This window comes from Nostoc sp., assembly GCF_041747015.1.
Lineage (GTDB): Bacteria > Cyanobacteriota > Cyanobacteriia > Cyanobacteriales > Nostocaceae > Nostoc.
Genome location: NZ_JBGTFY010000184.1, coordinates 20516 through 41430 on the forward strand (window position 1 = coordinate 20516; position 20915 = coordinate 41430).

The following is a 20915-nucleotide window of genomic DNA, read 5'->3' on the forward strand; positions in this document are numbered from 1 at the left end:
TCTTAGAGGAAAAGTGCTTAAAAAATTATTACTTATTCTTACTTTTATTGCTTTAACTCCAACATCTGCTCTAGCTCAAATGCAGGGGTATCTTGGAACTGATGGATATTTCCATATAAAAGGCTTGCAAGCTAATGCAAAATATACTATTGATTTAGGTGGGATGCCGATAATTAGAGCAGCTAATTCTAATAGTTGCGGAATATTAAGAATAGCTGCAAGTGGGACGATAAAAGCAAGCGATCGCATTGAAATTAAAGATGAAAAAAAAGGTGATACTTACGGCTTTACAAATACAAATATTCCGATTAAGGAAACCGTAAAGTGTGACGGCACAATCAAGGCTGAAAGGGAAATTTGGACAGATGACAAGGGGACTACCTATATCTCTGGATTATCACCAAGTAGCGCCCAAACTATTAGACTACTGACCACAGCCCCAACAAGAAGTATTAGAGCTAATATTTGTGGTTTTTTATCTTTTAAATTAGGTGAGCCGCGCCCTGGTGCAGTTATTATTGATAATCAAGCTTTTGTGCTTTCAGGGCTGCAATCAGGTGGGGGTATAGCTTGCAGAAAGGGTAAATTATTTGTGGCGTTTCCTGCCCCGGTTATAGTAGCTGCTGTGAGTGCGGTTACATGGCGATCGCAAAATCCTGTTTCATTTTCAGCAAGTGCAGCGATCGCAAGTATCAGTGGTGGTGGCGGAACTTCTTGGAGTTCACCGCCAAATTCTGGTGGTGGAGGTGGTAGCAGTGGAGGCGGTAGCAGTGGAGGCGGTAGTGGTGCAACTTGCCCAGAAGGAACTACAGGTACTCCGCCTAATTGCATTACACCGCCGCCAGCAGCTTGCCCTGTAGGAACTATAGGCGTTCCTCCAACTTGCGTACCTGTGCCGCCACCAGTGGAGCCTCCGGCATCTTGCCCATCAGGTACTACAGGTACTCCGCCAAATTGTATTACGCCAAAACCAACACCAGTATCAGGCCAAATGTGCAAGTATGGTGGAACCCTTGTAGTTATTGGATTACCACCTAATACAGAACTCCTTGCTTATCCAGCTGGAAATCTTGGATGGGTTGATAGATATGCAACTTCTGATTCTGGTGGATGGGCACAATTTGATAATTTTAGATTTGATGCTACTTATGAAGGTGATCCAGCAAGCGTTGCGATACTTTATAAAAAAGCTAATGGAGAATGGGCAGATATTCAGGATTATCCTGATTATTTTAACTTTCAATTTGTTTACATTCCCTCAATTGCCCCATGTAAATAATCAGATTTCAGCATCCTTAACGCTGAGAACAAGCAATTTAATTGTAAATAGCGATCGCCGCATCTTAGCCCATGCTCTATACGTCGAGGCTTTCTGATTATCCAAAGTATTCTGTCTGGTCAGGTAAGTTTCTGTATCGCTATTACCCCTTACATAACGCAATTCAAAAACTTTGAACTGATCAATCGCTCTTGACCCTACAACCTGAGATGTTTGAAAATCGGTTCTCGCCTCGTCAAAACTGATGAGTGATTCAGCTGTTTTATCCCGAATTGTGTCGGCGAGTTGTGCGCGGCTGCGTTGCAATTCAGCCACTTTAACTTGAATATCAGAGATAGCGATCGCATTGCGCTGCGCGTCTGCATTCCCGCCCTGTGTTCCTTGAAAAAACGGCACACCGATTACACTCAACAACCCATTAATTAAACTGGTTTTTCCACTGAATATCCCTACAATATTGTCAATTAATCCTGTTCCTGGTGCTTGTGCTTGTCCTGCTACTGGAGTCGGGCCTAATAAATATTGCAATCCTGGGGTCAAGATAGAAAGTTGAATTGATTTTTTATTCCTCACTTTCGCCTCATCAATTCTAGAATTTGCCTCAGCAACACGAGTGTCAATTTCCTTGAGTAAAGGTGATTGACTCACAGCTCTATCTTGTAACTGTTGCAAACAAATCGACGATATTTCTAAACATGGCAATCCACCTTTTAATAATCTCCACATATCATCATTCATTTCTCTCTCAAGAATGACATCAATACTAGGCTTGGTAAAAGGATTCTGCTCAGTTTTCGGCAACTTTGAGTCAGCATCTTGATCAGCTTGCGGTGCCTCGTCTGGTGACAAATTCTCCTGGGGTTGCTCGTCTTGCGTGGTATCGTCTGGTGTATTTTCTGTGGCTGGTGGTGAAGTTGTGGGAGAAAGCGTAGTTGTCGGAATTGTCGGGATTACAGGTTTAACGGGTAGCTCTGGTACTGGGATTTTGACTGGTGGCGGTATTGTTGGTAAGGCGATCGCTTCCCCCATCAAGAGAGGAAAAATCAGCAGCGCTAATAGTAATAGTTGTGATGTACTTGCCATTTACCCCAGTCCAAGGCTTAATTCTCCTAACGTAACCGTTGCGGGGACTTCTCAGCATCGGGATTTGTGCGAGTTTATCCTCAATATTGGAAAGTGAAATATTCAGCTGTGCTAGTTGATAATCCCTATCTCTAAGTGACTGGGCGTATTGTTGCAGTTGCCGGGAATATTCTTGTTGAGTCTGGTTTTCCTGCTGCTGTTGCCTCGCCTCATTGAGATTTGCATCATATTCTGTAAGTTGACGGCGATTAAGAGAAGCAGTGTAACGAGATTCAGCAACTTGTAATTCAGATTCAGCTAACCGCACATTTATTTGTAGTTGTTGTAATTCTTGTTGTTGAAGGATTGCAGAAGCGTTAAGTTTGGCTTTGCTCTGGTCGAGAGTAGAGTTAGCCTGATCGAGAAGCGATCGCACCTTTTTAAGTTCAGCCTCTTCATGTTGCAAAATCTCAGGTGATAATTTTAGATCGCGCATCGACTGGATCATCTGCTCTTGTTCTGTTACCTTGGATGCAGCAATTTGTAATCCAGCTTCGGCATTCTCCGACTCTGCCCTGCGCTCTGGATCATCAGTATTTAATAGCTGTGTACGTGTCTCTAGGATTGATTGAGATTGCGATCGCTTCATCTTAGACTGTGCGATCGCTGCCTCTTCCTCTGAGAAAATAGCCGGTGGTAATCGCTTCACACCTACCGTTAATTTTGGCTCAAAAGGTTTAGGAATAGCCTTACCCTTGAGGTTATCAACCTGGAGTTTGACGGATTGTTTTTGTTTGTCTAGGCGCGATCGCTCTAGTGAATTGTCAGAGATTACATCACCTTGTTTAATTTGCTGACCAACTTTTACCTTAAGAAATGATGGGTTATCGACTGACAAAGAAATTCTTAGAGGACGGTTTTGCTGCAAAATTGATATTGCTGAATCGTCCACTGAACTTTCTGTTTCCGCTTCTACTACAGGCATTAATTTAGCGAAAGTGACCACGGGGAGTATCCCCGGTGGCGCATTTCGCGCAGCGTCAGCCTTATTTATAGAACTCTGATTAAAAGTGAAAAGGGCTAATGCAGTTATTCCTATAAAAGAATATGTAATTAAATTATTCTTATCAAACTTATTAAATACGTTCATAATATGGTTTTATATTAACTTTATACCCATCTTTACCCATTCTAACTAAAGCTTGAAGTGGTTCCAAGCCAGATATTAAACTATCAGAAAAACGGAAGCATGAGGCAACTGCTTTAACTTCTGCTTGATCAACAGGTAAAATGATTTTTGTTGCAGTATTTGCAATGACTTCTTTACTTATTTCGGCATTTCGTTGAGAAGCGATCGCAGCACAAAGCCCATATTTACGGCCATCCCCCAGAACAATATTTAAAGTTCTGGATGATTTAAGTTCTTTGACTTCATCAATAAAGAAGTAACTTCTAGGAATTCTCCCCTCAATTTCTCCCATGATGCGGTGAGAATCCATCACCTGTTTAATCAAAGTTTCAGCCGCGATCGCAGCCAACCCCGGCACTTTACCCAATGCCGACAAATCAAACCGAATAATTTGATGATTAAGCGACGGCTGCGGACGATTGAAAATACCATACTCAAACATTGCCGCAAGCTTCAAAGCAAGTTTTGATGATTCCTTACAACCGTCCTCAATCCTAGCCTCTATTTCTTCTCTCACATCAGCGAAGGTTGGGGGCTGCTGTTTCCAAGTTGTTGGTTCATCTTGAATAATCCCCCTCTGTTTATAACAAGTGGTCAGAATATCTATGATTAAGCCTTCTTGATTTACGCCCATTGTGAGGGCTTTTTTTAAGATGGCGGCGACTGCGATCGCTTGTAAACTTGGCCCACCGCCTTTAGTGTCTAAATCAACTATTAACGGGTTAATACCATAAGGTGACTCCATATTGAGCGGGTAACATACCTCACCTGGTAGTCCTAAATCGCCATGAAAATCAATGCTTATGCAGTGTATGCTCGGTATAAATTTTGGAAGTTCATAAGCGATCGCTTTAAGAGTTTGGGTTTTACCACTACCAGACGCGCCAATAATCGCAAGGTGGCCATTAGGTAGTGTTGTAGGGTTCCAATAAATGTTGTCGCCTAAGAGAATGCCGCCCGTTACTGACTCTATGGCAGATTTTTTAGTTTGGTTAGGTTTTAATGTAGCGGTTGGTAATGGTTTCATTTAGGAGTTAGGAGTTAGGGGTTAGGAGTTAGGAATCAGGAGTTAGTCATTTGTCATTTGTCATTTGTCATTTGGCATGGGGAGTAGAAAAAGGGGAGTGGGGAGTTATTGACTAGAACTATTAATGACCCTCACTTGCAACTGACCTGTGGCGAACTCTTCACTGAGCTTACTTTGAACAATTGCAAGGGGTGCAGCTTCTAGAGTTATGCTGGTATCAGTAGCCTTAATTACAGGGAATTGGTACGGATCGCGCGGTAAACCCGAAGTTTCCAACCCGTCAACAGTTAACTGACCCGATAAAAACACCATTGCCCCAGTGCGGTTAAATTGTGCGATCGCCTGTCCTATCGGTTCATCCTCCAAAGTCAACGCCTCAATGTTGGTGATGGCTGGCTTCCCAACATCAGCGGTAATTTCCTCTAAGAATATTTGGGAATCAGGCTCAGTTGAAGCTTTGTAAATCCGCCCGTCGTCGGATTGAACTAAAAAGCCTGTCCCTTGGACTTGGATAATGAGAAACTGCCCATTAACTTTAGAGCGATCGCCTGTCCTCACCCCTTTGATATTGGCTTTAATTAAATGAGTTGACCCAGACTCATTGAAAATATGCTGTACACCAGATGGAGATGCAATCAGGCGGTTGAACTGGGTCAGGATTCCGCCGGAGTTATTGACGCTGAAAGTACCAAGTGCGATCGCAATCAAAACAACGAGGACAAAATACTCTACATTGCTGCCAGTTCTCAATCTCAAGTTACGATTTCCTGGGCAGACGCAACGCACCGGAGAAGGCCAGAACATCTCCACCCCACCACGAGTAAAAATATCTGCAAACCATCCAAAGAAATAGCCCACACTCAAGGCGTGAGCGAGGTTTAGGAAACTGGGGTTAAACAGCGCTGCGGTGTATCCCATAATTGCGATCGCACCACTCGCAACCAAACTATGAGTACAGGATCTATGAGGCATTCTGCTCTCAAGAAATGAACTTATCCAGGGTAGGACACGTCCGGCGGGTGATGTTGAGATATCAATATCAGGGAGGAGTCCTGCGATCGCACCTGCTGCGATAATTGTCGGGCTGGCTGTTCCAAGCAGCAAACTGGTAGCTGTACCACTAATTAATAGGTGAGATATTCCTAGCACTAGCGTATCCTCCTATCTTCTGGTGGTAATTGATACAGTACGCGGGAAATTCCCAGGAAGATAGCAGCTGCAATCCCTCCAAAAATATACAATGCCTGATCGTTGGTTCCGAGGCCAATAAACCTCATAATTACAAAAATGACACCTACTAAGAGTATTAGAGGTGTGATGTCAAAATATCTTCTGTGATCAGCGCCCTCCATCTCTATTCCTAAATATTCCTCATCGACAGCCCTCGCCGCTAACATCGGATTTCCCCCGGCGCGTTCTTGGAGCTTGGATAGTTCAGAGGGTTTGAGTGCGATCGCTCTCTCCGCCGCGGCCTGCACCATAATCTCTCTAATCGCATACTCTGGCAAGGGTTTGAGTTCAATTCGGGGAATATTTATAAAGATGTCACTGCGCGGCGGGTCTGTCGCCAAAAGTAGCATAGGTGCATGATTACGGCGTAACTGCTTGAGCCACATCCTAAACTTGACATCGCAAGCGTGAGCATCATCGAGGATTAAGAAGGCTGTATTTTCCTCTAAGAATCCTGCGATCGCTCTTTTAAGTTTGTCAACTGTTAATGATTTTCCCTCCAGATTTTCAACTGGTATATCAAACTGGTGGGCAATTTCCAAGAGCATTTGTTTAGGTGTGGTTGGTTCAACGAACGCGACCATGAACCCTTCAGCTTGCAGCTTCTCAATTACTGCATTACCTAGTACAGACTTACCACTCCCGTCTTCCCCAGCAATCAAAATTGCACCATTTGCTTTGAGTGAAGCTATAGTTCGGTTTAACTCAGCTTGTCGGTAGATTTTGAATTCTCCTGTGGCGGGTATCTCTATTGTTGGTGCTGGGTGCTGAGTCTCATCATTCTTAGAGGAAACTTTAGAAATGATAGAATGAGCGATCGCTATTGTTCCGCCCACTCCTAAAACTATAAGTGATAAGGGATTTAGCCCATTAATAGCGATAATTGCTCCAGCTGCCACCATGCCAAGAAATCTTAGGCCGCTCTTGAATAACCCTTTGCGAAATTGGTCAACGTGGTGGCGTATGCGAAAGGGTCGATTTCTGGAACTTTTGCAGATTCCTTGATTTTTTCTCTTAATTCTTCTGGTAGCGAGTCGGGATTCTCAATAAATTGATTGGTCAGCATATTTTCAGCAATGATGAAACCCGTTGCTTTGCCTTGTGCTGAACGGACAAGAGCAGCGATCGCTTCCATCTCAGAACTTTGATGCTGGCGTTGCCCTGTGGTGTAATCTGGTTTAGTTTCTAACTGCTGAGGTTCTTGGACGGCGATCGCGCTTGTCGTTTCTGGTTGCTCATTTTGTGGGCCAGAAGGATCGGGTATTGTGTAGCCTTCCATGCGTCCGGTCAATTTGATGTGGTCGTGTAGTGCGTCCATGTGGGCTACCTGTCCGGCATCTAGATAAGCCTTACCCGACACTTTCCAAGTCTTGACTTGTAGGTAGCGCATCCTGGCGTACAGTGGATCGCGCCCAATCTCGTATTTTTTTTGTAATTCTAATATTGAAATTTTCAAATTTTCAACATCAGTTTCTATATTATTAGGTTCGTTGTCTGCCATAAAAGTAAAAATGTATACCAGTTTTTACTCTATTATCTGGCATACAATCCGGCATATAGTCTGGTGAAACCACGGGTTGTATTGTGAAGTTTCACCAGACTATGACGTTTAACTAGTCCTTCATATCCCTACGTAGTGTAGGAATTTGTTTTCTCTGTGGTAATACTTGACACTGCTGCTCAATCAATTGATTTTGATTGATTGATTGGTGCTGACTTTGCTCATTGCGAATAACACCATAAACAGAACCTGCACCAAACAAAAAACTAAGCATCGCAACAACAGCTGCTTGAGGAATTGCAAGATCAGCTGATATGGAAAATTTAGACTTACGAGATTGTGCCATTATAAAATTAGCGCAGACTTTTAAGACTGCGATGAAAAAACAAAAACCTACTTAATTTGATACCCTCATCCTGATTGCAGTCAGAATTTGGGAGAGCCTCTGAACTTACGTACTGTTAATACGTGTTTGCTCAGAGGTTCTATTTATAATATTGCACTTCTTGCAACGGTTATTTCTACCGTTAAGGTTCGGTATACCGTACTTTTTGCCCTAAACATCTGGATACTCGCTTTATCTAAAGGATGGTAAAAGCTGTTGTATTAGGGTGGTTAACTTGAACTGTTATCATTTTTTTATGCTCCTGTAATCATTACTCTATATTTTCTTCAATCCATTGCGAAAAGTCCTCAATCCCATCCTCTAAGAATGCAGCTTTCATCCGCTTCTCAATCTGCTTATTTATATAGATGGTGGTTTGGCGATAGTCAGGGTTCGATCGCTTTCCGCCTCCCTGCTTGTTTAATTCAGGTTGAAAATGCTGAATCATGGCTGACTCAATCTCAACAAGGAGACTTTGATCGCTGCATTCCAACCAAGCAATTACAGCATCATTCAACTTTGTTAACTGGCTTAACTTGTGGTGTCCAGTCCATCTGTCAGCTAGGTTAATAGTTTGACCAATATAAATGATACGTGAGTTGTGTATTACAAAGTAGATACAACTGCACTTAGGCAACTGGGAAAGGTTAACCAGTGGCAATGATGGCAGCCTGTGAACGTCAATCATTGTTAATGGGCAATATCCTGTCTAATACAGTATATACTTAATGCAGTAATTAATGCAGTAATGCAGTATGTCAGTAATTGCCCTTGTCAATCAAAAAGGGGGCTGCTCAAAATCTACGTCTGCCGTCCATCTAGTCTGTTGGTTATCTCGTAAGGGTCGTAAAGTTCACTTGCTAGATGCCGACGCTCAACGTAGCAGCTCGATTTGGCTTCAGTCGATTGAGGAAAACCCTGTCCCCACAACTGTACTGCGATCGCCCGACGAACTCTTAGAGCAAATCCCAGAGTTAGCAGCACAATGTGAGCATCTAATAATAGATGGGCCAGCCGGTTTATCTGAGGCCAGCAGAGCAATATTATTTAGAGCCGATCTAGCTGTAGTTCCCTGTCAGCCCACAGGGTTAGATTTGCAGTCAGCGAGTGATGCTGTTAGGTTAATCAGACAAGCTCAGTCTGTTCGCGGTGGTGCGCCCCAAGCCGCTATATTCATCAGTCGTGCTGTTAAGGGTACAAAGTTATTAGGTGAAGCGATCGCACTTCTATCAAAAACCAAAGAGGCAACTGTACTAAAAACAGTGATTCATCAGAAACAAGCGATCGCAGATACTTTTGGTCAAGCTGCAACAATTTGGGATTTACCTGGCCGTCAAGCAGCAGAGTCAGCGCGGGAATATGAGCGGTTATTTAAGGAAATTCTGGGGATGTTGCCATGACTGCCAAAAAGCGAAAGCCCCTGGATGATGCTCTAGCTCATGAGTTTGTCTATCGTGAATCAACGCTGCGGGAAAATTTACCAAGCCAGGAGACTGTAAACTCAGAAGCTCAAAGCGAGACTCAGCCAATACTAGAGCAGGAATCTATATCACAATCTATATTACCTATATCACCTATATCCGATCCGCAACCAGCTAAGTTTAATCTCATGTCTCAACTTCAACAACCTTCCAAAGAGCCAACAATTAGACTAACTGTTGACTTGTCTGAATCAATGCATCGTAAGTTATCTGTGCTGGCAGCTAAGACAAGCAGGAAAAAGGTTGAGATTGTGCGGCTTCTGTTGGATGAAGCACTTAAGGATGTAGAAGAATAATGCAGTAATTGATGCAGTAATGCAGTATTTAAGTAAATAAGTATTTATGAGGCGATCCGGTTGTAATGACTGCGATCGCCTGCTTTTTATGGCTTGATTTGCTGAAACTGCAAATAAGTTTCGATAACCGTGAGGTTAAGCAAAGCTGGGAATAGCAGTTTAGTCAAGTTGACAAATTTATTACAGGAGGTGGTGATACTCCCCGCAACAACTTAAATGGGCAACTTAGGTCGGAAGCACCGGACATTTTATTGAATAGGAACTCTATTTTTGAACTCTGGGAATAACAGCTACAGCTGTCAGTTGACAGAGTTACTAAGTGTGGTGGTGACACTACTACTGAAGACGCGCATTTTTTGCAGTCACAGAAACACTACAAAAGACTGGTCTGGCGGCAACCAAACCAGCTTTCAAAGTCGAATACATTACATGGAGTAAAAAATATGGCGAACAAAGCCAATTCTAAGCAAACTAACACCAACCCTAATGATAAGCCAAAGGTTGACCTGCCCAAGGTTAACCTTGCTACGAGAGTCAAAAGCACTTTGGGAAAAGCAAAGCTCAAAGTAACTTCACCTCTTGTTTTAATAGCTGGCATTGTTGTTAGTGGAGTTGTTAGTGCAGTAGTAGCGCAGCGCGTTCTTTTTGTAGTCGAGTCGTCTAACTGCGGAGCATCAGTGAACTTCAAGTCTTCTCCTTCGTCCCTTTTGGACTTTCAACTTAAAAAGGAGGCTTGCAGCAAACCACCTGAGACAGCAGCTAAATAGGTCATTTCGGAAATGCGTGTCCGAAATGAAGGCGATCGTTCTGGTCGCCTTTCCTCTTCCTTCACTCCCTGATCCAGCCTGTGGTTCTGGTTCTCTTCTGGAAGAATCACTTTTTCTAGACTCAAAAGCAAAGGCGATCGCAGTTAGATCGCGTTTTTTTGTTCGCTCTTCTCCCATGAGGTGATGGAAGAAATTTAGCCAAAAACAAAGGCGGGCGCACTATTTACACCACAGATCGCGTTAAAGTCTTAGCTTAAATCTTTGAACTGGTGATACTATGGCTTAAATCAGTTTAGAGAAATTAAGAAGCGCCATAATTTATAGTTCACAGCGCCTCTTAAGCCTTTATCTGATTGAAACGCAAAACAGAGCTATTAGGTGAGGTTCGATTGGTATTACCAGTACCAATTGACCAAATAATCACCTAATTGATCTCTGTTCTCAATTGGCCTCAGTTTAAGGAATGAAACCATTGACCAACACTGTACAGAAAAAACCAGATTCTAGCAAGGAGCCTAATAAGCCAGATCCAGACAAGAAAGCTGGGATAGTCACGCTTATTGTTGCTGGTGCAATTGCATTGGCGGGGATTTGGGTTATGGCAACAGCAGAGTGTGGTGCTAAACTGGATGTTAAAATTTTCCCACTTCCACACATCCGACTTGAAAAGCTGGCTTGTTCACCCAAATAGCTTTAAGCACTAGCTGAAAATCAAAAAGGCGATCTAGTGCGTAGGTGCAGCCCATCGTAGACATCGCCCACACATCCTACTTTCAAGCCTGCTCATAGCACTTATGAGCAGGTTTTTTTGCCATGTTCCTCTAAGAATAATGGCGATCGCCCTGGCACTGCCCCAAAAAGCAGTTCTTAGAGGAAAAGGCGATTAGGTGCGATCAGCATAAAGTTTTGAAACGTAGTCCTACAAGGTTTACTAAAGTTACTTTATTGATTTATTAAAAAATCTAATAGTTGGGGCTTTAGTTTTGTAAGTGACTTACTTGGCGTTACTTGGCGTAGATATTACCTGCTTAATTCTCAGTTACATCATTATTGTCCTTTGTCGTCTGTTCATCTTGCTTCTTAGTAGGATGCGAACTTTTGAGTAAGTCACTTGCTTGTTTTCTTCTTAGTCCAAGAATTAATGGTGTAGCAGCAGTAATAATGACTGGCAAGATAGTCAAGTAGTCATATAGTGTTGGCTGCATTATTGAAGGCGATCGCTCATTAGGGTTAATTGCTGGAACTTCAGTATTAGTTTCAGGCAAGAAATCACTTTTTGTATTTTGTTGATTTTTTGTTATCATTTTGGTACGCGCCAAAAACAATATCAAAGCTCACTACTGGCGGGAACCAGTAATGATAACTTTGGTGAACTAGAGAAAAATAGCTAAAAGCTAGAACTAATGAGAATTAGTCCTCTTATTAGCTATAAATAAAAATACTGACGGGAATCAGTATTAACATAAGCAATAGCAAAGAGCCTAGAACTGACGGGAATCAGTACTAGGTTTCTTTGTACATAGTATCTAGCATACAAGAGAAATTAGTAATTTTAATACTTTATTTAGTTAGTTTTTTTTTTATGAATGTTGATTATTGAAAAATGTTAATCTGGAAAATTAATCTCGTTTTTTAGGTGAAAAATCACTTAACGGTGATTTGGTAGTATTTGGCGTATTTTTGAATCTTATACATTTTTGCTTGAATTAAAACTGTTTTTCTTAGATTCTTGTATATTTTTTATTCCTACTTTGTCCATATTTTACCCTCCTGTTATCCCTACTTACCCCTACTTACCCCCACAAATTAAGGGTTGACCCTTAATTTGTGAGTCAGAATATTTATAAGTAAATCTTATTGATTAATAGAATAGTACAAATACAAAGGCGATCGCACCCATAAACAGCGATCGCCCTTTTCCTCTAAGAATTAAGGCGATTGTTGTTCTTAGCCTGTGGTGGTGGCTGAAGGATATCACTAAGCGCTGGCAATAAATTCTCGCTGATTTTTGGCGGTTTGATTGGCTTAAAGAGATTTTGTAATGGTTGAGGCTGAGTCTTTTGTTCTGGCATTTTTTTAAATATTGTGATTAGTTTGATAGCGATCGCTTCTCTACGAGAGGCTGCGCCAACGTGGGGCTGCGCCTACGCAACTTGATAGCGATCGCCATGCATCCTCTAAGAAAATTGTTAGTTAAGTGCAGCAGCGATCGCACCAGTAATTTTTTGATGCTCTAAACTTCTGGTGTAGAGCGCCGTGGTCGTGCCAGCCTCCGCGATGATGGTAAAAAGTGCTGATGAATCTGGTTTTGCTTTGCTTAGGTACAACAAAACTTTGATTAGATTATCCTCTGGATTTTCCTTCTCAAGTTCTTTTAGAGCATCGTAATTAGTTCTGGAAGCTAGCGCGAGTTGATGGTATTTAGTTTGGGGCGTAAGGAATCTTAAAATATTTTGGGTTGCATTGCCTACTGGGTCAGTGGAAACAAAAGCGATCGCGTTCCCCTCACTGATTTTATCTAAAGTTCTCACCTGTGCGTGGTCAGCAGCAGCGTTGGCCGCAGCTGATAAAACTTTGTGCGGATTGGTTGTGGAAGTGAGAGCTGCTAAAAATCCTAAGCACTTGCAGTAAAAGTCTCTGAGATGACTGGCGTAAATCTCCTTAGTTGCGATCGCATCACCATTTTTATATTTTGCTAACGCCTGATGCTGCCATTCATCAGTGGGTTCTCCCAATACCTCAAGAATCATATCAACAGCTTGTTGAGTTTTTTCTAGTGTCAGTGGTTGTAAAGCTTGCACCATTGTTATTTATCTCCTTTTAACCAATCATTAGATTTTTCTGCTTCCATTTGACGAGCATAGTTTTTCTTCCATCTAGTAGTTAGATGGTCAAAGATGATTTTAGAAATAAATCTAGCTATGCTTGAGCCATCAAAATAATGCGCTGTCTTTACCAAAATTAAGTTCTGTTTTCCCAGGTGCATATAATTACCATCTTGAGCAATTAAATTACTTGGCAAAATAATATGCCCCAATGGATTTTGACCAATCTCCTCAGCCACTGGCTGCTCTTTATATGGAGGTAGCGCTTTAAAGCCTTCACCAACTACTACCTCTACCCACTCATCAGTATCCATCCCGCGTTTTATCAAATCTAACCGTGCCAATTGCTCATAATGTGAACGGTGGTTTGTAATATGCCCCCTGGTGAATTGGTTTACTAAGTCTTGCTGCGAGTGTCCTGATGCCTCAGAAAACTCTCTCATCTTTTCTAGGTGGTCTGGTGTCACATAGAAAGTAGAAACATTGAATTTATAAGCCATCTAGCCTGTTTTCCCTTGAGTATCACCTCTAAATTTATCTTGTAATGCTCTAAGTTTATCCCAAAGGTTTATAGTTGTGATATAAAAGTTAAAGCGATCGCCCCGGCAAAGACGCGATCGCTCCCACCAAAAGGCAGTTCCGCCAAAAGCACTTGGAGGCAGTTTTATTATGGAACAAAATAGCGACTTTGTTGTTAAAGCCTTATCACTACAGGATTTTCTTAGTAACCATCCAATGAGACATGAGGATTTAGCAAGATTATTAGGTGTATGTGTTGACGCTGTAAATTCTTGGTCATGTGGCAGGCGTAATCCAAGACCACAAATTCTTACACATTTGGCAACACTAGACGAACGATTTAAAGAAAATCCACCTTTAAGGGAAAAGTTTATTAAATCTGTACTTTGTACAGTTTCCTAGAAAATTAAGCCAAAAATTGTACATTGTACATTGCTGTTACGAAGCAGCTTTTTTATTGTTAAAGCATATCTAAATAGATTTGCTTATGTCATTAACATTCAGAGAGGCAAAAGCCCAGTTAGAGGCTAATAATGTTGCAGAACTACGCGCAATTTTAGAACAAGTTAGTAGACCAACTACTGAGCCTATTTCTACAGAAGATTTTGAGATGCTGAGGGTGATTTATCCCTTAACTAAACAGGGCTTCACTGTACAAGATGCGCTTAACTCATACAACGAAACACCCCAGAATGATGTACCTGTCGTTAATGAGATGCTCAACACTTTGAGACAAGAGTTTCTTGCTAGTGGCGTAGAGGATGCTTTACGGCGAGATGCTAAAAGCTTTTATATGCTGTACTTTCAGATGTGGGGCGATGTTATGAGAAGCCCAGAAATTCTCAACGATCCAGATATTAAAGCAGCTTATAAAGGTGCAACAATTTCTACCTTAGAAGCTATGCAAGAAATTAACCCTACTTTTTTGATGAGTTTCAGAAACAGGTTAAGAAACAAAGGCTTTCTAACATCAGTAAATCAGCCTCAACTGATAGAGGCAGGGATAGATACTCAGGAGGCGGCTTGATGGAATTTCTAGTTATTAGTGGTGCGATCGCCCTCTCAATCATCCTTGTAAATCACATCATGACCAAACCACAAATAGGGGATGTGCAATGGCAGACACAGCAAGTAAACAGATAAAACTAACTTACACAGCTGTAGACTTGGCGAAAGAATTGGGGACAAGTGACACAAATATTAGAACTAACTGGCTTCCTAAGCTTGAAGAGGTTTTCTGGTGGAAGGTCGCAGATTTAAAAGATGGCGATCGCTTTACTGCCTGGGCTAGAGAGGAGTTTTTCAACCTTCAGGCTGCAATATCGCCTAAAGTTCCTATGCGATCGCCTGACTGTATCATCTTGAGGGACGATAGCGGAAAACCTCTGATGCAGTCCAACCCTGAACGCATTGGCATTGAGACTTATAAAAAGCAGGTTTGGGAGAGATATAACCGACTTCCAGAAAAACGAATTGATGCACCCGCCGCCATCGTACCTGTTGAAGTTGTTGACGTTGAGATGCTGGAACGTGAGGAAAGTACCTTTACTGATATTGATGAATTGGGTGGCTTTCTGGATTTAAACCTTGCAAACTTGCGGCAGGCCGGCAGGGCTTTAGGCAATGAAATCGGCGCGACTTTCTTAGAGGAAGTCACTACTGGGGCAAGTGATACCATAAAAAACGGTTTAGGCAATTTGGGAAAAGCCCTAGATCCACGCTCCCGTCGCAAGTCTTAACTGCACACAGATTTGTGGTTGCGATCGCACTCGGTCTTATCTGGTTTGCACAGTTCACTATTTCAGGTTATCTACACGCTTGGGGGCAAAATTTGTACTTTCAATATGAGCAAACAAAACAACAACTCAAGTAATTACGCCTATGTTCATTATTCAACTTCTGGAGGAGGCGATCGCCACAAGATTGTAAGTACTACTTTTAGTGATGATGCTGAAGAGTGGGCAGAGTTTAAAGAACACTGTATCAGTGTTGCATCTAAAGGCGAGAGCCAAGAAAAAGTGCAAGTGTGGGAGTTTAAGGAAATTCCTAATTGGTTAGGAAAGATTGTTAAAGGTTACTAACTTTAAGGAGACAAACATGGCTACAACAAAGGCTCAAACTCAATCAAATCAAACCGAATGGATTGATGAAATGACTTATCAAGCTGGTGTACACATTGAAAAGGGGAAACAGCGATCGCATACACTACGCGGTGAACGTTCTAAAACTAAAGCTGCTGAAAAATGGGCTGATAAGCAGGAAGTAAAAGTGCAGCGTCAGGAGGTTCAACTAGAAACTGAAAAAATTAAGTTGCAGACTGATAAAGAAAAGAAAGGTATTGCAGAAACTAACCTCAAAGGCACTCAGGCGGCAGGTGTACTTAACGAGATTGGATGGCGACAAAGATTAGTTAAGAAATCCTATGCAGTTGGGATAAATCCTGGCTCTATGGCGAAAGCGATCGCTCCTACTACTGCTGAAGTGATTGATTTGGTAGGAACTGTGACAAGTAAAGCCAAGGTTAAAGAAGAAAGATAAATTTTTCCTATGAGATGCGTACAGCGTTAGCTTAAATGAATCTTACTTTATATGTGGTGGTATTAACCACCACTTTCTTAATGCTTTTTTCATTGTTATTCGACCTGTTTAAATTTGTTTCATCAACTAATAGATTGCTACTTTTACCCTTAGTTCCTAGCACAATTTTGATAATTTTAGGCTTGGTATTATCGCTAAATAAACGGCAATGAAACCCTCATTACAATACTTTCTAGCCTCAATTAATATTGCTTCTACTGTTGCCTATCCTGCACTGGATGGGCAATATAGTTTGTATGCTCGTGGCTTGGGTGTATTGTGTGGGTTACTCTATTGGAAGATTTCACCTAATATATTTGACTCCATTACTAAACTAAACTCTCGTCGTAGCGATTTAGTCAGAGAGGTTAAAAGACTAAATTCAGAAATTGCCATATTACCTCGTAAACTCGAAGATTTGACACAGGTTCATCAGCAAGAATTGAATAATAGGGAATCAACTATTATCACCCGTGAGAAAGAGCTAGAAAGACAAATAGAAACGGCTAATAAGGTATTGGCAGAACGCCAGCAAGAATTAGCTCAAAGTATTGAGAGTACTAATTCTGAATTTGAGAAGGATAAACAGAAATTCTTAGAGGAAACTGAAGTTGCGATCGCACAGTATCAATCTAAAATTGACCTTTTAGAATCTGAAATTGATGAACTGCGATCGCTTCTTGCACAGTATGAAGCCCCAGCACTCCCCGAAGGTTCCAGTTTTGAAATGATTCTCGTCCGTCACTGTATGGAACTATTGCTGGTGAAGCGTGTGGTTTGTGAATTTAAAGGCGTTGGCATTGATCCTGATGGTTATGTAGTAACAAGACTTAAGCCCCAGGACGGTGGACAGAAAGCAATTGAAAAATGGGCTAATTATCTACACATTGAGATGGAATTAGCCGAGGCTCCTAAGTTTGCCACCCTACGCGGTGCTGTGCAGATATGGCTTAAGCCTCAAGAAATGGTGCGTTTACCTGCGATGCCTTATGGCAATATCCCAGACGGCGAACCTCCACAGAACCCCACGCCGAACCCCCCGAACCTTCGGATAGTAAAAAGCGAATCATTTGACAATTTTGCTCAAACTCCTACACAGCAAACATTTGCACCAAGTTCGATAGAACCTAGTAAGGAGTTCGACGAACGTTTAATGAGGTTCGTAGAGCCTTCGGCGAAGCTTCCCCCCTTCGGTGCAATTCGGCAAATGGAGCGCGACTGGATAGGATACCTCTACTGTTTCCATGACCCACCTGTTAGAAACCAAAAAGCGCTCATCTTGAGGGTATGGGGTTATAAGAGCGGGGATAGTAGCGGATATCGCAGCGCTAGGGCAAGGTTACGCACAATCCTTATTGATGCTGGTGTTGAGATTAAGAAAAAGGTGAATCATGAATAGTTTGGAATTCTGCGATCGCTATCTTCCTGATTACTGGGCAGAACGAGATTTACAATTACTCATTCAAAAGCGGCTACAGCGTTGGTGGTTTCTCGCTGCTCCTCATGAAGTGGTAGTAAAAACTCCCGCATCAATGCGGCGGATTGATATCAGCACTTGGCTAACAGTATATGAGGTGAAAAAGTGGCTAACCCGTGATAATATCTTTCATGCTGTGGCACAGACTGAGCTTTATACCTTTTATAGCCCTAAACTGTTTTGGATATTTCCTAAACGCCGTGTAGTTGTGGGACTTGCGCCAACTGATCCATCAGAGTATGAGCAAGCCACGCGTGTGGCGCGAGATTTTAGGCGAATGAATATTGAAGTGATTTTTCTTAATGAAGCTGGGTTAGCGTTTGAAGTGCCGGAAATAGGCTCTGCTTTGTTGATTGCGGGAATAATTATTTTAGTAGCAGCGATCGCAGCTTATTTTTTTACGAAATTCCTCTAAGAAAATAGAATTATGAGAATACTAATTAAAATTATGCTGAGACTTTTACCAGATAACACCCTCTGCTTGTTTGAAGAAGAATCATTTAAGGAGATGGAAAAAAGAGGGTTTATTATTTGGGAAGAAGATATTAATAGTATTGAGCAGAATTAAGCGTTAGCGAGTTATCGAGCGTCTGCCTATGGTGGACTGCTCGGCGATATCCTCTAAGAATATTGGCATGAAAAAGCTCAAAGCCAGCATCAGCTATTATCTGCTCTACCCTTGTAAGGGTTCAGATTAGAGAAAGAAGAAAACAAGGGAGTACACCACAGCCGAAGCTGTACTGGTTCTGTACTTCCCTTATTCTCTTAACCCATCAGAACTAATGTATTGGACTGTTAAGATTTACATCCAGCACGCACAAATAGCAACAATGGATGCTGCCGTAGCAAGTATGGGAGCTACCCAAACATTACCACTTATCATTAAAGGAATCGAGACGACTCCCAAAGACAAAATGAGAGCAACATATTTACCGCCCGGCTTTAAGAATGGAATAGTTAGCTTCATCCAATACTTTAGAGGGTTATAAGTAGACATCTGCTCCGAAACATCTTTTATCTCTAGAGCATTTTTTTCGACTATACCAACGATTTCGTACTCCTCTACCGGCTGCTTTATTAGCATATTTTGAAGAGTTTCACTAGGCATATTTGTATAGTCAGAACTTGTATACTCGCTCGAAGAAGTTCTCATGATTTCTTACTCCAGTACTAAACAATAGCCAAGCTGCCAACTTGATCTCATAATCATTTTAAGCATTAACTGAATAATAAAAAAAGACCTAGATTTAGGTCTTTTTTAGTTCATAATTGTTTTTTGCAAACAGCTTACAAGTAAAGAACTCAATTTACTGTTGAGCCATCAATACTGTAACTATTATTATCAAAAGATTACGTATTTTTGCTGCAAGGAACAAGTTTTTGCAGCAACAGTAGTCTAGAAACCCTCATACACTTTTAAAGTTGGCAGCTTGACTAGGTACTGGGGTTTTCATTATTTTTGACTTCTTTTAAACTGTTTAGACTGTTTAACTGTTTACAAAATATTTAACCTATGACTTTCACAAATTCCACGAATCAATTTAATTTTTGCAACTTAGATTAATGTAACTATAATATCTCATCAAAAATAAGTCAAGTAAAACTGAAAAAAAATATTAGGTCATTTTATTTTTTGCAAATGACACATAATTGAACTATATTTTTAAACTTATTTACGCTATGATGAGAGAAATTTTTAATAAAAAGTTGGCAGCTTTTTTAAAATAGAAGACTAGGTACTATGAACACTTCCTACAAGCTTTCTGAAGAAGGTCAGATCAGAGTTGAACAGACTAGGCTAATGAAAGGGTGGACAAAAACATCAGTGGTTTGGTTAGATGAGTCCATGATTTCAGAATCTACTTTAAAACGGTTTTTACAAGGCAAGCCAGTTAGAGCTTCTAGCTTTATCGGCTTGTGCAATGCTCTTGGAATATCTGAATGGCAAGAACTTGTTGAATGGATAGGAATCGATAAGTCGAATAATGATAGTACAAGAGTAGATTTTCACTTCCCTGAAGGTTCTTTTGAAGAATTAAATTCAACAGAAGCTAAACAGACTCTTGCCGTAACTGGCGTTTTTACTGAAGATAAGAGACTACAGGTAGAAGCAGCTCTTGAAGTCCTAAAAAGTCTCTTATTAAGTTCTCAAGTGTTTATTAGTAAGCAATAGCAGTGATGGAAAGTTCTGACTTCCTTTTTTAAGATTTTCTGGGGGCGATTGCCCCTTTTAAAATACTTAGTGCTGTGTGCTGCTAGTGTTATTGTAGATTACTTATCAAAATATTACTGTGCGGAATAACTCTTCCTAGAACACCCATTTTGATAAGTGATGTTTACCAATACTGTTACGTCGCTGGTTTTGAGGATTCCGCCCTCGCTGACGGAACACCCAGCTAGTGTTTATCTTGCTTCACTTTCGCCGGGGTCTGAGCCGACAATGAAGCGATCGCTCTCCCTAATTGCTAAACTCTTAACCAATGGCGAGGCAGATTATTTAACCCTTAACTGGGCAGAGTTACGTTACAAACACACCGCCGCCATTCGAGCAGCACTTATCAAAAATTACGAACCCGCTACAGGAACCCGCTACAGTTAACCGTGTCTTGTGTGCGCTGCGGCGAGTTTTGAAGGAAGCGCTGCGGTTAGAGTTGATGTCACCTGTTGACTACGCTCGTGCAGTTGATATCACCAGCGTGAAAGCGTCCAAGGAACTGAGGGGACGGGCGTTAAGTCAAAATGAAATTGACTCGTTAATGAAGGTTTGTTTTAGCGATCGCACCCCGGCGGGTTTCCGTGATGCTGCATTAATAGCCATTCTTCGCGGTGCTGGCTTGCGTCGGGCTGAGGTGGTCAAACTCGATTTGAAGGACTTTAAATCTGACGGTGAGATAAAAATTAGGTCAGGTAAGGGAAGAGTTGATCGGACTGTTTACTTGTCACCGGGGGCGATCGCTCTTGTTAATGACTGGATTGAAATTAGAACCCTCGCACCTGGAGCGCTGCTGTGTCAGGTTAACAAGTCTGGGCGCGTAGTTCAGCAAAGGCTTACACCCCAGGCGGTTCTGTTTATCTTGCAGAAACGGGGTGAAGAAGCAGGGATAGAGCATTTCTCGCCTCATGATATGCGGCGTACATTTGTTTCAGACCTGCTTACAGCTGGTACAGATATTGCAACTGTGCAAAGTTTGGCCGGTCACTCAAACCCTGCCATAACTGCACGGTATGACCGTCGGGGAGAGGAGAGAAAACGCCGTGCTGCTGTACAGTTAGAAATTTTGGGGCGTTAGCGCTTGTTTC

General features: G+C 41.7%; 30 protein-coding genes. 17 read left to right on the forward strand and 13 right to left on the reverse strand.

The features are described 5' to 3' along the window. Positions 1 to 13: 13 nt before the first annotated feature. Positions 14 to 1279 carry a hypothetical protein gene (locus tag ACEW80_RS15120; protein ID WP_373527380.1) on the forward strand — a complete coding sequence of 422 codons (1266 nt, stop codon included), beginning with the start codon at positions 14 to 16 and terminating at the stop codon, positions 1277 to 1279. Here ACEW80_RS15120 and ACEW80_RS15125 read toward each other — a convergent pair whose 3' ends face one another. The 8 genes from ACEW80_RS15125 to ACEW80_RS15160 form a co-directional block, all read right to left on the reverse strand. Continuing rightward, a complete protein-coding gene (locus ACEW80_RS15125) occupies positions 1280 to 2308 on the reverse strand; it encodes a hypothetical protein (protein ID WP_373527450.1) in 1029 nt (342 codons plus the stop codon). Continuing rightward, entirely contained in the window at positions 2238 to 3293 is a 1056-nt protein-coding gene (locus ACEW80_RS15130) for a hypothetical protein (RefSeq protein WP_373527381.1), read from the reverse strand. Before ACEW80_RS15130 ends, ACEW80_RS15125 begins: the two co-directional genes overlap by 71 nt. A 184-nt stretch (positions 3294 to 3477) precedes the next feature. Next, the gene (locus tag ACEW80_RS15135; protein WP_373527382.1) at positions 3478 to 4557 is read right to left on the reverse strand and encodes an ATP-binding protein; all 1080 of its coding nucleotides are present in this window, start codon (positions 4555 to 4557) and stop codon (positions 3478 to 3480) included. 105 nt (positions 4558 to 4662) lie between these two features. Then, positions 4663 to 5706, reverse strand: coding sequence for a metal-dependent hydrolase (locus ACEW80_RS15140; protein ID WP_373527383.1), 1044 nt, complete (start codon positions 5704 to 5706; stop codon positions 4663 to 4665). Then, the gene (locus ACEW80_RS15145; protein ID WP_373527384.1) at positions 5706 to 6689 is read right to left on the reverse strand and encodes an AAA family ATPase; all 984 of its coding nucleotides are present in this window, start codon (positions 6687 to 6689) and stop codon (positions 5706 to 5708) included. Before ACEW80_RS15145 ends, ACEW80_RS15140 begins: the two co-directional genes overlap by 1 nt. Before the next feature lie 11 nt (positions 6690 to 6700). Next, a complete protein-coding gene (locus ACEW80_RS15150; RefSeq protein ID WP_373527385.1) occupies positions 6701 to 7288 on the reverse strand; it encodes a hypothetical protein in 588 nt (195 codons plus the stop codon). A gap of 112 nt (positions 7289 to 7400) precedes the next feature. After that, entirely contained in the window at positions 7401 to 7634 is a 234-nt protein-coding gene (locus ACEW80_RS15155) for a hypothetical protein (RefSeq protein WP_373527386.1), read from the reverse strand. Between the two features lie 310 nt (positions 7635 to 7944). Next, positions 7945 to 8361 (reverse strand): GIY-YIG nuclease family protein, encoded by a 417-nt coding sequence (locus ACEW80_RS15160; RefSeq protein ID WP_373527387.1) that lies wholly within the window; start codon positions 8359 to 8361, stop codon positions 7945 to 7947. Between the two features lie 67 nt (positions 8362 to 8428). Between ACEW80_RS15160 and ACEW80_RS15165 the strand changes: the two genes are divergently transcribed. The 5 genes from ACEW80_RS15165 (at position 8429) to ACEW80_RS15185 (ending at position 10908) form a co-directional block, all read left to right on the forward strand. Next, positions 8429 to 9073, forward strand: a complete 645-nt coding sequence (locus ACEW80_RS15165; RefSeq protein ID WP_373527388.1) for an AAA family ATPase — start codon at positions 8429 to 8431, stop codon at positions 9071 to 9073. Then, positions 9070 to 9450: a CopG family transcriptional regulator gene (locus ACEW80_RS15170; RefSeq protein ID WP_373527389.1), complete on the forward strand. Its 381-nt coding sequence runs from the start codon at positions 9070 to 9072 to the stop codon at positions 9448 to 9450. The genes ACEW80_RS15165 and ACEW80_RS15170 overlap by 4 nt, the downstream gene beginning before the upstream one ends. 443 nt (positions 9451 to 9893) lie before the next feature. Continuing rightward, positions 9894 to 10217 (forward strand): hypothetical protein, encoded by a 324-nt coding sequence (locus tag ACEW80_RS15175; protein WP_373527390.1) that lies wholly within the window; start codon positions 9894 to 9896, stop codon positions 10215 to 10217. Between the two features lie 16 nt (positions 10218 to 10233). After that, positions 10234 to 10401, forward strand: a complete 168-nt coding sequence (locus ACEW80_RS15180) for a hypothetical protein (RefSeq protein ID WP_373527391.1) — start codon at positions 10234 to 10236, stop codon at positions 10399 to 10401. 279 nt (positions 10402 to 10680) lie between these two features. After that, positions 10681 to 10908, forward strand: coding sequence for a hypothetical protein (locus tag ACEW80_RS15185; protein ID WP_373527392.1), 228 nt, complete (start codon positions 10681 to 10683; stop codon positions 10906 to 10908). Between the two features lie 337 nt (positions 10909 to 11245). Here ACEW80_RS15185 and ACEW80_RS15190 read toward each other — a convergent pair whose 3' ends face one another. From ACEW80_RS15190 to ACEW80_RS15205, 4 genes are all read right to left on the reverse strand, one after another. After that, positions 11246 to 11521: a hypothetical protein gene (locus ACEW80_RS15190; protein WP_373527393.1), complete on the reverse strand. Its 276-nt coding sequence runs from the start codon at positions 11519 to 11521 to the stop codon at positions 11246 to 11248. A 618-nt stretch (positions 11522 to 12139) separates the two neighbouring features. Further along, on the reverse strand, positions 12140 to 12289 hold the full coding sequence (locus ACEW80_RS15195) for a hypothetical protein (RefSeq protein WP_373527394.1): 150 nt from the start codon (positions 12287 to 12289) through the stop codon (positions 12140 to 12142). Positions 12290 to 12406: 117 nt separating this feature from the next. After that, entirely contained in the window at positions 12407 to 13021 is a 615-nt protein-coding gene (locus ACEW80_RS15200; RefSeq protein ID WP_373527395.1) for a hypothetical protein, read from the reverse strand. A gap of 2 nt (positions 13022 to 13023) precedes the next feature. After that, positions 13024 to 13542 (reverse strand): hypothetical protein, encoded by a 519-nt coding sequence (locus tag ACEW80_RS15205; protein WP_373527396.1) that lies wholly within the window; start codon positions 13540 to 13542, stop codon positions 13024 to 13026. Between the two features lie 169 nt (positions 13543 to 13711). Between ACEW80_RS15205 and ACEW80_RS15210 the strand changes: the two genes are divergently transcribed. The 8 genes from ACEW80_RS15210 (at position 13712) to ACEW80_RS15245 (ending at position 18183) form a co-directional block, all read left to right on the forward strand. Next, positions 13712 to 13963, forward strand: coding sequence for a hypothetical protein (locus ACEW80_RS15210; RefSeq protein ID WP_373527397.1), 252 nt, complete (start codon positions 13712 to 13714; stop codon positions 13961 to 13963). 85 nt (positions 13964 to 14048) lie between these two features. Then, positions 14049 to 14588 carry a hypothetical protein gene (locus ACEW80_RS15215; RefSeq protein WP_373527398.1) on the forward strand — a complete coding sequence of 180 codons (540 nt, stop codon included), beginning with the start codon at positions 14049 to 14051 and terminating at the stop codon, positions 14586 to 14588. An 88-nt stretch (positions 14589 to 14676) separates the two neighbouring features. Next, complete coding sequence (locus ACEW80_RS15220) at positions 14677 to 15300, forward strand: hypothetical protein (protein WP_373527399.1); 624 nt, start codon at positions 14677 to 14679, stop codon at positions 15298 to 15300. Positions 15301 to 15405: 105 nt separating this feature from the next. Then, entirely contained in the window at positions 15406 to 15642 is a 237-nt protein-coding gene (locus ACEW80_RS15225; RefSeq protein ID WP_373527400.1) for a hypothetical protein, read from the forward strand. Positions 15643 to 15658: 16 nt separating this feature from the next. Then, a complete protein-coding gene (locus ACEW80_RS15230) occupies positions 15659 to 16099 on the forward strand; it encodes a hypothetical protein (RefSeq protein ID WP_373527401.1) in 441 nt (146 codons plus the stop codon). A gap of 208 nt (positions 16100 to 16307) precedes the next feature. Then, positions 16308 to 17537, forward strand: a complete 1230-nt coding sequence (locus ACEW80_RS15235) for a hypothetical protein (protein WP_373527402.1) — start codon at positions 16308 to 16310, stop codon at positions 17535 to 17537. Next, complete coding sequence (locus ACEW80_RS15240) at positions 17530 to 18030, forward strand: hypothetical protein (protein WP_373527403.1); 501 nt, start codon at positions 17530 to 17532, stop codon at positions 18028 to 18030. Before ACEW80_RS15235 ends, ACEW80_RS15240 begins: the two co-directional genes overlap by 8 nt. A gap of 12 nt (positions 18031 to 18042) precedes the next feature. Continuing rightward, complete coding sequence (locus tag ACEW80_RS15245) at positions 18043 to 18183, forward strand: hypothetical protein (protein WP_373527404.1); 141 nt, start codon at positions 18043 to 18045, stop codon at positions 18181 to 18183. Between the two features lie 234 nt (positions 18184 to 18417). Here ACEW80_RS15245 and ACEW80_RS15250 read toward each other — a convergent pair whose 3' ends face one another. Next, positions 18418 to 18768 carry a hypothetical protein gene (locus ACEW80_RS15250; RefSeq protein ID WP_373527405.1) on the reverse strand — a complete coding sequence of 117 codons (351 nt, stop codon included), beginning with the start codon at positions 18766 to 18768 and terminating at the stop codon, positions 18418 to 18420. A gap of 588 nt (positions 18769 to 19356) precedes the next feature. Between ACEW80_RS15250 and ACEW80_RS15255 the strand changes: the two genes are divergently transcribed. The 3 genes from ACEW80_RS15255 to ACEW80_RS15265 all read left to right on the forward strand — a co-directional run bounded on the left by ACEW80_RS15255 (position 19357) and on the right by ACEW80_RS15265 (position 20905). After that, positions 19357 to 19788: a hypothetical protein gene (locus ACEW80_RS15255; protein ID WP_373527406.1), complete on the forward strand. Its 432-nt coding sequence runs from the start codon at positions 19357 to 19359 to the stop codon at positions 19786 to 19788. Positions 19789 to 19947: 159 nt separating this feature from the next. After that, positions 19948 to 20214: a hypothetical protein gene (locus ACEW80_RS15260; protein WP_373527407.1), complete on the forward strand. Its 267-nt coding sequence runs from the start codon at positions 19948 to 19950 to the stop codon at positions 20212 to 20214. A 55-nt stretch (positions 20215 to 20269) separates the two neighbouring features. After that, positions 20270 to 20905, forward strand: coding sequence for a tyrosine-type recombinase/integrase (locus ACEW80_RS15265; protein WP_373527408.1), 636 nt, complete (start codon positions 20270 to 20272; stop codon positions 20903 to 20905). Positions 20906 to 20915 lie beyond the last annotated feature (10 nt).

What these genes read in the sequence shown, in the direction of transcription:
- ACEW80_RS15260 (WP_373527407.1), top strand. Translation starts at nt 19,948, where the DNA reads ATGTTTACCAATACTGTTACGTCGCTGGTTTTGAGGATTCCGCCCTCG.
- ACEW80_RS15135 (WP_373527382.1), bottom strand. Translation starts at nt 4,557, where the DNA reads ATGAAACCATTACCAACCGCTACATTAAAACCTAACCAAACTAAAAAA.
- ACEW80_RS15250 (WP_373527405.1), bottom strand. Translation starts at nt 18,768, where the DNA reads ATGAGAACTTCTTCGAGCGAGTATACAAGTTCTGACTATACAAATATG.
- ACEW80_RS15210 (WP_373527397.1), top strand. Translation starts at nt 13,712, where the DNA reads ATGGAACAAAATAGCGACTTTGTTGTTAAAGCCTTATCACTACAGGAT.
- ACEW80_RS15185 (WP_373527392.1), top strand. Translation starts at nt 10,681, where the DNA reads ATGAAACCATTGACCAACACTGTACAGAAAAAACCAGATTCTAGCAAG.
- ACEW80_RS15230 (WP_373527401.1), top strand. Translation starts at nt 15,659, where the DNA reads ATGGCTACAACAAAGGCTCAAACTCAATCAAATCAAACCGAATGGATT.
- ACEW80_RS15160 (WP_373527387.1), bottom strand. Translation starts at nt 8,361, where the DNA reads ATGATTGACGTTCACAGGCTGCCATCATTGCCACTGGTTAACCTTTCC.
- ACEW80_RS15175 (WP_373527390.1), top strand. Translation starts at nt 9,894, where the DNA reads ATGGCGAACAAAGCCAATTCTAAGCAAACTAACACCAACCCTAATGAT.
- ACEW80_RS15190 (WP_373527393.1), bottom strand. Translation starts at nt 11,521, where the DNA reads ATGATAACAAAAAATCAACAAAATACAAAAAGTGATTTCTTGCCTGAA.
- ACEW80_RS15170 (WP_373527389.1), top strand. Translation starts at nt 9,070, where the DNA reads ATGACTGCCAAAAAGCGAAAGCCCCTGGATGATGCTCTAGCTCATGAG.
- ACEW80_RS15195 (WP_373527394.1), bottom strand. Translation starts at nt 12,289, where the DNA reads ATGCCAGAACAAAAGACTCAGCCTCAACCATTACAAAATCTCTTTAAG.
- ACEW80_RS15255 (WP_373527406.1), top strand. Translation starts at nt 19,357, where the DNA reads ATGAACACTTCCTACAAGCTTTCTGAAGAAGGTCAGATCAGAGTTGAA.
- ACEW80_RS15150 (WP_373527385.1), bottom strand. Translation starts at nt 7,288, where the DNA reads ATGGCAGACAACGAACCTAATAATATAGAAACTGATGTTGAAAATTTG.
- ACEW80_RS15215 (WP_373527398.1), top strand. Translation starts at nt 14,049, where the DNA reads ATGTCATTAACATTCAGAGAGGCAAAAGCCCAGTTAGAGGCTAATAAT.
- ACEW80_RS15155 (WP_373527386.1), bottom strand. Translation starts at nt 7,634, where the DNA reads ATGGCACAATCTCGTAAGTCTAAATTTTCCATATCAGCTGATCTTGCA.
- ACEW80_RS15125 (WP_373527450.1), bottom strand. Translation starts at nt 2,308, where the DNA reads ATGGGGGAAGCGATCGCCTTACCAACAATACCGCCACCAGTCAAAATC.
- ACEW80_RS15205 (WP_373527396.1), bottom strand. Translation starts at nt 13,542, where the DNA reads ATGGCTTATAAATTCAATGTTTCTACTTTCTATGTGACACCAGACCAC.
- ACEW80_RS15145 (WP_373527384.1), bottom strand. Translation starts at nt 6,689, where the DNA reads ATGGTGGCAGCTGGAGCAATTATCGCTATTAATGGGCTAAATCCCTTA.
- ACEW80_RS15165 (WP_373527388.1), top strand. Translation starts at nt 8,429, where the DNA reads ATGTCAGTAATTGCCCTTGTCAATCAAAAAGGGGGCTGCTCAAAATCT.
- ACEW80_RS15240 (WP_373527403.1), top strand. Translation starts at nt 17,530, where the DNA reads ATGAATAGTTTGGAATTCTGCGATCGCTATCTTCCTGATTACTGGGCA.
- ACEW80_RS15245 (WP_373527404.1), top strand. Translation starts at nt 18,043, where the DNA reads ATGAGAATACTAATTAAAATTATGCTGAGACTTTTACCAGATAACACC.
- ACEW80_RS15235 (WP_373527402.1), top strand. Translation starts at nt 16,308, where the DNA reads ATGAAACCCTCATTACAATACTTTCTAGCCTCAATTAATATTGCTTCT.
- ACEW80_RS15265 (WP_373527408.1), top strand. Translation starts at nt 20,270, where the DNA reads ATGTCACCTGTTGACTACGCTCGTGCAGTTGATATCACCAGCGTGAAA.
- ACEW80_RS15225 (WP_373527400.1), top strand. Translation starts at nt 15,406, where the DNA reads ATGAGCAAACAAAACAACAACTCAAGTAATTACGCCTATGTTCATTAT.
- ACEW80_RS15220 (WP_373527399.1), top strand. Translation starts at nt 14,677, where the DNA reads ATGGCAGACACAGCAAGTAAACAGATAAAACTAACTTACACAGCTGTA.
- ACEW80_RS15200 (WP_373527395.1), bottom strand. Translation starts at nt 13,021, where the DNA reads ATGGTGCAAGCTTTACAACCACTGACACTAGAAAAAACTCAACAAGCT.